Origin of the sequence: Acinetobacter sp. 12966 (assembly GCF_031196995.1) — a bacterium.
GTDB lineage: Bacteria > Pseudomonadota > Gammaproteobacteria > Pseudomonadales > Moraxellaceae > Acinetobacter > Acinetobacter geminorum.
In genome coordinates, this window is record NZ_JAVIMC010000088.1 from 1 (window position 1) to 9,428 (window position 9,428).

Here is a 9,428-nt window from a genome sequence, read left to right on the forward strand (position 1 = left end):
AAAAGCCCACTATAGTGGGCTTTTAATTTAATAATACCTTCATAACATTTAAAAAGTTGAGTATTTATCATCTAAAGTATCGTTTATCTTAAATGTAAAAAAACCTTGGATAGGTATTGATTAAAGAAAATTCACTTGAAAATTGCTGTTTTATAAATTAGTTTTCAGAAACATTAAATGAAATTAGATTGATATACCTTGTTGATAAGTGCAAATAAGGTGGATTTTTTCAAGGATATACTAGTGAATATAGATACTTATGTTGAAATTAAAAATGGCAAGGAAAACGATATAAATGTTAAATATCGTGGCCTAATTCAAAAATTAACAGCAACATTGTCATTGACGCTTTTGTCATTTGGATGGTGCTCCACCGTAAATGCTGCACAACAACAAATTGCTTTAGTAGGAACATGGACATCAATTCCTAATGCACCGCTTGTGCAAAAACCAAAACAAGCTAGTGAAGGCTTATACCAGCTTCAAGTGAATAAAGATGGAACTTTAACTCCTGTTAAAGTGTTGAAAATGAAAAGTCCTTCTTGGATTGTGAAATCGAAAGATAGCCGTTTTGCATATACCACAAATGAAGAAAACGAAGGTGCGGTGACTGCATTATCTATTCAAAACGGAAAGGTGGAAGTGTTGAACACAGTAGATAGTCATGGTGGACATCCAACACATGCAACAATCAGTTTAGATGGTAAATTCCTGTTTGTGTCGAACTATTCAGCGTTCGATAAAGGGCGAGGTGGTGTGGCTGTTTTACCAATTTTGTCAAACGGTCATTTAGGTGAAAAAGTACAAAATATTGTTTTTGAGGAAGGTTCTGGTCACGTCAAGGGCCGCCAAGAAAGTGGACATGCTCATTCCACAACTTTTAGTCCAGATGGTAAGTATTTATATGCCAGCGATCTCGGTAATGACAAAATCTATGCATTTCGTTATAACCCGAACAAGGCTCAGCCACTCGAAGCGGATACCAAGCGCGATGTGACTTTTACTCATGGTTCTGGCCCGCGTCATATGGTCTTTTCACCAAATGGCAAACATGCGTATGTTACCGCAGAAATGCGAAGTGAAATTGTGACATTTAACGTGCAAGATGGTCATTTGAAAAAAGTGGCTGAGCTAAAACTGATCCATGAGGACAAAACACCTGAGTTTAAGAGTGCGAGTGGAATTATCCTTAGCCCAAATGGTAAATATGTGATTGCTGCCAATCGAGGCGCAGACAACAAACTCTTAGTATTTAAAATCAAACAGAATGGATTGCTAGGTAAGCCAGTTGTTTATAAAGCGAATGGTATTGAACCACGTGCTTTCTCATTCGATGCATCTGGTAAATATCTATATGTAACCAATGTTTATAGTAATAATATAAGTTTATTCCGTTTTGATGAAAAAAATGGGACCTTAAAACCAGCTGGTGATGCAGCAAAAATATCAACACCTACGGATATCAAATTCTTTAATTAATCCAAATCATGAAACTGGCATTTCTAATGCTTAATATAAAAGACCGAGATTTTGTTATCTCGGTTTTTTATAGCAGTTTTGGCAAAAACGATGATTTTCCGTATGATATGGACAGCAATAATTAGTGTAGTGAAATGATGAAAAAGATTTTATTGATTGCAATGAGTTTGCTCTTTGTTGGTTGTTCAGAAAAGAAACCATTAACACCAGAAGAGCAGTGGCATGGCTTTTGTACTAGCGTAGGAAATGCTGCAAGAAGTATTGTTTTTGATCGTCAGCAAGCAATTGAAAAAACACAGGCAGTTGAGCATGCAAATAAAATTGAAGATGAGATAACTAAAAAATTCATTCTTAATATTATTGAAAAAGTTTATGCGATTCCAAAAGAAGAACTGACAAAAGATCCTCAAGCAATTCAAGAAAAAGTTAGAAAGCAAATGACGGATGAATGTTTGGCAACACCTCATGACAAAATGCCAAAATATAAATCGTTCTAATTGCGGTTGCGATTATTGAATTTTCATCTAGCAGAAGCTCTTTTTGTTCAAAAAAAGCTCAATTTAGCCCAGTATGCTCATTATTTAGACACAGGTATTTAGATACAAAATAATGGGCATCACGGAGAAACACCCCGCGCTCATTAACTTTTACCTTGAACTCTAGTAAACTTTTGTAGTCCATATTACTTGTGAAGCTTTTAAGAAAGCTGGAATTTGCAAGTAATTTTTCAAAAAAAGAGGAATGAACACCGTGCTAGAAGCTTACCGCCAACACGTTGAAGAACGTGCCGCACTCGGAGTCCCACCGAAGCCACTTGATGACGCTCAAACAGCTCAGCTTGTTGAACTATTAAAAAATCCACCAGCAGGCGAAGAAGCGTTCTTGGTAGATTTGCTTGAAAACCGTGTTCCTGCAGGTGTTGACCAAGCAGCTTACGTAAAGGCAGCATTCTTGGCAGCGATTGCAAAAGGCGAAGCAACTTCACCACTCGTTTCTAAAGAACGTGCAGTTTACTTACTTGGCACTATGCTGGGTGGTTATAACGTAGCACCACTTGTTGAACTTCTTGATAATGCCGAACTTGCAGGTTTAGCTGCTGAAGCATTAAAGAAAACACTTCTTGTATTTGATGCATTCCATGACGTAGCAGATAAAGCAAAAGCTGGTAATGAAGCCGCTAAAGCTGTTTTACAATCTTGGGCTGAAGCAGAATGGTTCACCAGCCGTCCTGACGTTCCAGAAGAAATCAAAATCACTGTGTTCAAAGTAACTGGTGAAACAAACACTGATGACTTGTCTCCAGCTCAAGATGCTTGGAGCCGTCCAGACATTCCATTACATGCAAACGCAATGTTGAAAAACGAGCGTGATGGTATCAACCCTGAAAAACCAGGTGAAGTTGGTCCATTAAGCCAAATTAAAGAACTTATCGCGAAAGGCAATCAAGTTGCTTACGTTGGTGACGTTGTTGGTACAGGTTCAAGCCGTAAGTCTGCAACTAACTCTGTACTTTGGTTCTTTGGTGATGAACTTCCACACATTCCTAACAAAAAAGACGGTGGTGTGTGCTTAGGTTCTAAGATTGCTCCAATTTTCTTCAATACAATGGAAGATGCAGGTGCATTACCTGTAGAAATCGACGTTGCTAACATGAACATGGGCGACGAAGTAGTATTGAAAATTGACCATGCTGCTGCAAAAGTAACTGCTTTTAAAGATGGTGCTCAAATCGCAGAAGCTGACCTTAAAACTCCAGTACTTTTAGACGAAGTACGTGCGGGTGGTCGTATTAACTTAATCATTGGTCGTGGTTTAACTGCTAAAGCACGTGAAGAATTAGGTCTTGCACCTTCTACATTATTCCGTACTCCAGTACAACCTGCTGACACTGGCAAAGGTTTTACGCAAGCTCAGAAAATGGTTGGTCGCGCATGTGGTTTACCAGAAGGTCAAGGTATCCGTCCAGGAACTTACTGTGAACCTAAGATGACAACTGTTGGTTCTCAAGATACAACAGGTCCAATGACTCGTGACGAGTTAAAAGACTTAGCATGCTTGGGCTTCTCATCTGACTTAGTAATGCAGTCTTTCTGTCACACTGCTGCGTATCCAAAACCAGTTGACGTAACAACTCACCATACATTACCTGACTTCATCATGAACCGTGGTGGTGTATCTTTACGTCCAGGTGACGGTATTATCCACTCTTGGTTAAACCGTATGTTACTTCCAGATACAGTAGGTACTGGTGGTGACTCACATACTCGTTTCCCAATCGGTATTTCATTCCCAGCGGGTTCTGGTCTTGTTGCGTTCGCAGCAGCAACTGGTGTTATGCCACTTGATATGCCTGAGTCTGTACTTGTTAAGTTCAAAGGTAAAATGCAACCTGGTATCACTTTACGTGACCTTGTACATGCAATTCCTTACTACGCAATTCAAGCGGGTGATTTAACTGTAGAGAAGAAAGGTAAGAAAAACATCTTCTCTGGTCGTATCCTTGAGATCGATTTATCAGAAATGGAAAATGACTTGACTGTTGAGCAAGCATTTGAACTTTCTGATGCTTCTGCTGAACGTTCTGCTGCTGGCTGTTCAATCACACTTTCTGAAGAGAAAGTTGCTGAATACCTACGTTCTAACATCACGATGTTGAAGTGGATGATCGCAGAAGGTTATGGCGATGCACGTACACTTGCTCGTCGTGCTGAAAACATGCAGAAGTGGTTAGATAACCCAAGCTTGTTAAAAGCTGATGCTGATGCTGAATACTTAAAAGTTTACGAAATCGATCTAGCTGACATCAAAGAACCAATTCTTTGCTGCCCGAACGATCCAGATGACGCAAAACTTCTTTCTGACGTTCAAGGTGACAAGATTGATGAAGTATTCATTGGTTCTTGTATGACTAACATTGGTCACTTCCGTGCAGCTGGTCAGTTACTTGACAAAGTACCTGGTGGTTCATTATCTACTCGTTTATGGTTGGCTCCACCAACTCGTATGGACGAGCACCAATTAATGGAAGAAGGCTTGTATAACATCTATGGCCGTGCTGGTGCACGTACAGAGATGCCTGGCTGTTCATTATGTATGGGTAACCAAGCGCGTGTAGCTCCGAACACAACTTGTGTATCGACTTCTACTCGTAACTTCCCGAACCGTTTAGGTCAAGGTGCAAACGTTTACTTAGCGTCTGCTGAGCTTGCATCTGTAGCTGCGGTTCTTGGTAAATTACCAAGCCCAGAAGAATATCAACAGTACGCGTCGCAAATCGACAGCGCTTCTGCTGACATCTACAAATACTTAAATTTCGACAAGATGAGCGAATATACTAAAGAAGCTGATCAAGTTGATACTAAGAAAATCCAAGCTGCTCAATTGACTTAATACGTCAATTTAGTACAAAAAAGGAGCTGATTATTTAGCTCCTTTTTTATTTAAATGAGACTTTATACTTAATAAGACTTAAAAAATAATAAATAGATCAAATTTTATTTAATGAAAGTGTAAAAATAAATATTACTCTAGATATTAAAACGTTTTTTGCTTTAAAATATTTGCATGAACTTAATAATAATTAAAAAAAATACGAGTATTTTATATAGGGAACTTAAGAATGCTAAAGACAATTGTTGAATTTAAATTTGATGATTATCAATTATATGACCAAAAAACATATGCAGATGGTATTTTAGTTCAAAAAACTGAAGATATTGCTCAATATATTTTTAGTATATTAAAGAATAGATATCATTTAAATGTAGAGTTATATAGTGAAAGTTGGGGGTGGGAAATTGAGATTCCACTGCCTGAAATAACAATGTACCTTGGAATCAGTGTTTATGAAGAATATAGCAATGGATTCGCAATTTTTATTTCTCCCAATACTCCGATTTTAAGAAGATTCTTATTTAGAAAGCTTGATATTACTCATCATATTATGGTGCTGCAAAATTATATAAATATTATCTTAAAATCGCATCCGGGCATCTATGATGTGATGTGGTGGGAAGAAAATGAATTCCGATGTGTAGCAGCGAATTGAAAAAATTGTGAAGTCTAACTTTTAAATATTGAAGTAAGTGAAACAAAAAATTGTTAGAGACAATATTGGTGAATAGAGGCGATGAGCTTACTATATCTACAATATTAAGTGGTCAGATCAATATGCATAATTCAGCTTGGAAGGGATTGCGTAAATTTTTTTATAATAATCTTCACAACCATGACTATGAAACGGCGGTAAGTAAATGCATTAACTATTTTTTAGTTATTTTAATTATTGGTAATGTTGCTGCTGTTTTATTGGAAACAGTAAATGATTTGTACTTAAGTTATCGTATTTGGTTTGATTACTTTGAGAATATTTCAATCGCAATTTTTAGTATTGAGTATTTATTAAGAGTGTGGAGTGTTGCAGATCGAGATACGACACAATCCGCATGGAAAACCCGTTTGAATTGGATGAAAAGTGGGGAAGCAATCATTGATTTGATGGCAATTTTGCCAGCTTACCTGAATTTCTTTGTACGAATCGACCTTCGTATGCTTCGGATTTTACGTTTACTTCGTTTATTAAAATTAACGCGCTATTTCATCTCACTACAGATATTGTTATGTGTGATTAAACGTGAGAAGGGATCTTTTCAAGCGGTTATTTTTATTTTAATTATCATGATTATTATGACTGCTTCTGGAATTTATGTGGTTGAAAACAAGGCTCAGCCAGAAGCTTTTAGTTCAATACCTAAATCTATGTGGTGGGCTGTAGTTACCTTAACTACAGTGGGGTATGGCGATGTCACTCCTGTAACTAGCCTTGGAAAGTTATTAGGGGCGCTTATTACTATTTTAGGTGTAGGTATTGCAGCATTGCCAGCTGGTATTTTGGCATCTGGACTTGCAAATGAGCTTAATCAACGGAATCAGAGACTAGAGCAAGAGTTTCGTGAGTTACTTCAAGCACGAGGTATTGATATTTTACATGATGAAATTGAAATAGAGCGGGTCCGTCAAAAAGTAGGATTGCCAAAAGAGCAAGCGCATAACCTGATTATTCAAATTATGCGTGAAAAAGTATTAGAGGAAGAAGAGTCGAGCCGAGAGAAAAAATGTTATTGTCCACACTGTGGTGGAAAGCTAACTGATTAGAAGTAATAAGTTAGCCTTTCTTTAATTAAGCTTTTTTGCTGGCTTTTTCTACTGCAAATGCGATAAGTAAAATAATCAGACCGCCAAGGCTTAAGACAAAACCTACCCAGATTGGTGCGATCCAACCCATTTGGTGACTGAGTACCCAGCCCCCTAAAAATGCACCTAATGCATTGGCCATATTAAAGGCAGAGTGGTTGAGTGAGGCAGCTAATGTTTGGGCATCACCTGCAACATCCATTAGACGAGTTTGTAATGCCCCGCCTAACCCCATTACCGTGAGACCAATTAAGAATAAAGATGCGATGGCAGTATAGATATTACTCATTAAAAAACTAGCGACAACAAAAGCGATAGCTGAGCTAATTAATACACCCACTATAGTTTTGTTGAGGTTCTTATCTGCAAGCCATCCTGCTACTAAACCTCCGATAACCATACCAATACCCCAAATCGCTAAAGCGATAGGAACGATTTGGATATTAACTTGTGTATATTCAGTCAAAATTGGTGAGACATAGCTATAAACAGAAAACATGCCTCCAAAACCGATTGCACCCACTGCTAGTGTTAACCACATGTTGATATTTTTAAGGCCAGCTAACTCAGTTTTTATACTCGCAGTAGCTTGGACTGGAATATTGGGTACAAAGAAGCCAACAGCAATTAAAGTAACGAAAGCAATAGTTGCTGAAAACTCAAATCCTGCTCTCCAACCAAAATTTTGGCCTAACCACGTTGCGAGAGGAACACCAATCACAGTTGCCACTGTTAGGCCCATCATCATTTGGGCAACTGCAGAAGCTCTTCTTGACGGACCCGCTAGTTCGGCTGCAACTAACGCACCGACTCCAAAATATGCTCCGTGTGGTAGACCTGCAATGAAACGTGAGACTAAAACAGTTTCAGGTGTATGAGCTAAAGCAGTACAGGCATTCGCAACACCATAAAAAAGCATTAAGCCGAGCAATAAAGTTTTCCTAGGTACTTTAGCTCCAAGAATAGCGATGATAGGAGCACCAATAACTACACCCAATGCATAGGCACTAATAAAGTGACCAGCTTCAGGTACTGTAATATTTAAATTATTTGCAATTTCCTGAATTAGTCCCATTGCGACGAATTCAGTGGTTCCAATACAAAACCCCCCTACAGCGAGTGAGAAAATTGCTAAAAAGAGAGAGTAATGTTGAGGTGTGGAGAGAGGAGATTGCGGGGACGCCATAATAAGTTAAGGGAAAATACAAAAAGAGAAGTATAAGGGAAAAGAGAAAAGAATAATAAAAAACTAAAATATTGAGAGAAAGATTACGGATTTCTTTTTTTAGTAAAATTAAATTTATTAATGATAATAAGAATTATTTTTATTTGTGTATACTGTATCCGCTTATATTTTGTCTGAAATTTTTAACTTTGCGTATAACAGGATTTTGTAATAATGAATAGATTTCTAATGGCGTCACTTACATTGATATGTACAACAGGCTTTGCTCACGAACCTTATGTAGCTCCTGTAGCTTATAAGACTGAACAGACTCAAGTACCTGTAATTGCTGGTTATGCTGAAGAAGCATTAAATAGTGAATATGCTTTAAAAGATGCTAAGCTTACTCTAATTACACCTAAAAATGAGTTTAAAACTGTCAACTCAGAAGCTCTGCATAAGTCTGCAACTCTTTTTGATGTAGAATTACCTGAAGAAGGCACATATATTGTTCAAACTCAGGCGAGTTACCCTTTAAAATATGTATATGATCAAAAAGCATGGCATTTATTTTTTGATATGCCAGCTGATAACGCTCCACCAAAAGCAGAGCGTGAATATTTGATTCCGACTGACCTTAAAACAAAAACAATTAAAACAGAGCAAGTAACACGAGAGTGGACATTACAAAGTTATCTTTCTAAGGGAAAAGTTTCAGATATCCAGCTCCCGAATACACCGATTAAAGTTAGTTTCTCTGTACATCCTAACCAGATTAAAGCTGCTCAACCTGTAAAATTAACCATAACTGAAAAAGGACAACCTTTAGCTTATGCTGAAGTGAATTTAAGAGAAAAGGGTGCAACTGACAAGCAAGCGCAGCAGTTTAAGGCAGGAAGCAACGGTCAAGTTGAGCTTAGATTTCCAAAAGCTGGAGAGTACTTAGTAGAAGTAACAGCTCCTCTAAATTTGAAATTAAAACCTAAAGATCAGAGCTATACGATTATTAGTTTAAATGTAGCACAATAGTTTTTAGAGTTTTAAAAAAATAGACCTTTATTAGGTCTATTTTTAGTTTTAATCTTCTCACTCATTAAAAAGTTTAATTTCTCTTTAGTTCTGAGGAAAAAAAATTCATCGCAAATAAAAATAGTGAAATAAAATTCATGTTGAGACAAACTAACTAATTTTATGTTAAAGTGAATAAAATTCATCAATAAAGATTTATCGAAAGTTTTATGGAAAAGCAAATATGAGCTTTTTCCATTTATAGATAAATCTGTTTTTTAGGCATGGGCCCATGTTAGAAATACGCCACCTTAAAACTTTAGTTGCTTTACGTGAGCATGGTTCATTAGTTTCAGCAGCTAATGACCTTTGTTTAACGCCATCTGCTATTTCCCATCAATTAAAAGAATTAGATCATTGGTATGGGGTAGAAGTTGTTAATCGTCGAAGTAGACCAGTTAGTTTTTCTAATGTTGGACAGCGCTTATTAAAGTTAGCTGATGATGTTTTGCCACAAATCCAGATTACCCACAGTGATATCACGCGTATTGTGCATGGACAGACAGGCAGAATTATTTTTTCA

At 37.3% G+C, this 9,428-nt stretch carries 8 protein-coding genes; 7 read left to right on the plus strand and 1 reads right to left on the minus strand.

What is annotated here, in order from left to right; all coding sequences use genetic code 11:
- Nucleotides 1-243: 243 nt before the first annotated feature.
- The 5 genes from RFW85_RS12470 (at nt 244) to RFW85_RS12490 (ending at nt 6,633) form a co-directional block, all read left to right on the plus strand.
- Entirely contained in the window at nt 244-1,479 is a 1,236-nt protein-coding gene (locus RFW85_RS12470; protein WP_086265935.1) for a lactonase family protein, read from the plus strand.
- A gap of 134 nt (nt 1,480-1,613) precedes the next feature.
- On the plus strand, nt 1,614-1,976 hold the full coding sequence (locus RFW85_RS12475; RefSeq protein ID WP_081309626.1) for a hypothetical protein: 363 nt from the start codon (nt 1,614-1,616) through the stop codon (nt 1,974-1,976).
- A gap of 253 nt (nt 1,977-2,229) precedes the next feature.
- Nucleotides 2,230-4,869 (plus strand): bifunctional aconitate hydratase 2/2-methylisocitrate dehydratase, encoded by a 2,640-nt coding sequence (locus tag RFW85_RS12480; protein ID WP_033848021.1) that lies wholly within the window; start codon nt 2,230-2,232, stop codon nt 4,867-4,869.
- A gap of 229 nt (nt 4,870-5,098) precedes the next feature.
- The gene (locus RFW85_RS12485; protein WP_170248113.1) at nt 5,099-5,527 is read left to right on the plus strand and encodes a hypothetical protein; all 429 of its coding nucleotides are present in this window, start codon (nt 5,099-5,101) and stop codon (nt 5,525-5,527) included.
- Nucleotides 5,528-5,649: 122 nt separating this feature from the next.
- On the plus strand, nt 5,650-6,633 hold the full coding sequence (locus RFW85_RS12490) for an ion transporter (RefSeq protein ID WP_170248114.1): 984 nt from the start codon (nt 5,650-5,652) through the stop codon (nt 6,631-6,633).
- Between the two features lie 25 nt (nt 6,634-6,658).
- Here RFW85_RS12490 and RFW85_RS12495 read toward each other — a convergent pair whose 3' ends face one another.
- Nucleotides 6,659-7,858 (minus strand): MFS transporter, encoded by a 1,200-nt coding sequence (locus tag RFW85_RS12495; protein ID WP_309171582.1) that lies wholly within the window; start codon nt 7,856-7,858, stop codon nt 6,659-6,661.
- Nucleotides 7,859-8,071: 213 nt separating this feature from the next.
- Between RFW85_RS12495 and RFW85_RS12500 the strand changes: the two genes are divergently transcribed.
- Both RFW85_RS12500 and RFW85_RS12505 read left to right on the plus strand, forming a co-directional pair.
- Entirely contained in the window at nt 8,072-8,866 is a 795-nt protein-coding gene (locus RFW85_RS12500; RefSeq protein ID WP_309171583.1) for a DUF4198 domain-containing protein, read from the plus strand.
- A 271-nt stretch (nt 8,867-9,137) separates the two neighbouring features.
- The coding region (locus RFW85_RS12505; protein WP_309171584.1) for a LysR family transcriptional regulator at nt 9,138-9,428 on the plus strand (291 nt) is incomplete at its 3' end.

What these genes read in the sequence shown, in the direction of transcription:
- RFW85_RS12475 (WP_081309626.1), top strand. Translation starts at nt 1,614, where the DNA reads ATGATGAAAAAGATTTTATTGATTGCAATGAGTTTGCTCTTTGTTGGT.
- RFW85_RS12485 (WP_170248113.1), top strand. Translation starts at nt 5,099, where the DNA reads ATGCTAAAGACAATTGTTGAATTTAAATTTGATGATTATCAATTATAT.
- RFW85_RS12490 (WP_170248114.1), top strand. Translation starts at nt 5,650, where the DNA reads ATGCATAATTCAGCTTGGAAGGGATTGCGTAAATTTTTTTATAATAAT.
- RFW85_RS12495 (WP_309171582.1), bottom strand. Translation starts at nt 7,858, where the DNA reads ATGGCGTCCCCGCAATCTCCTCTCTCCACACCTCAACATTACTCTCTC.
- RFW85_RS12500 (WP_309171583.1), top strand. Translation starts at nt 8,072, where the DNA reads ATGAATAGATTTCTAATGGCGTCACTTACATTGATATGTACAACAGGC.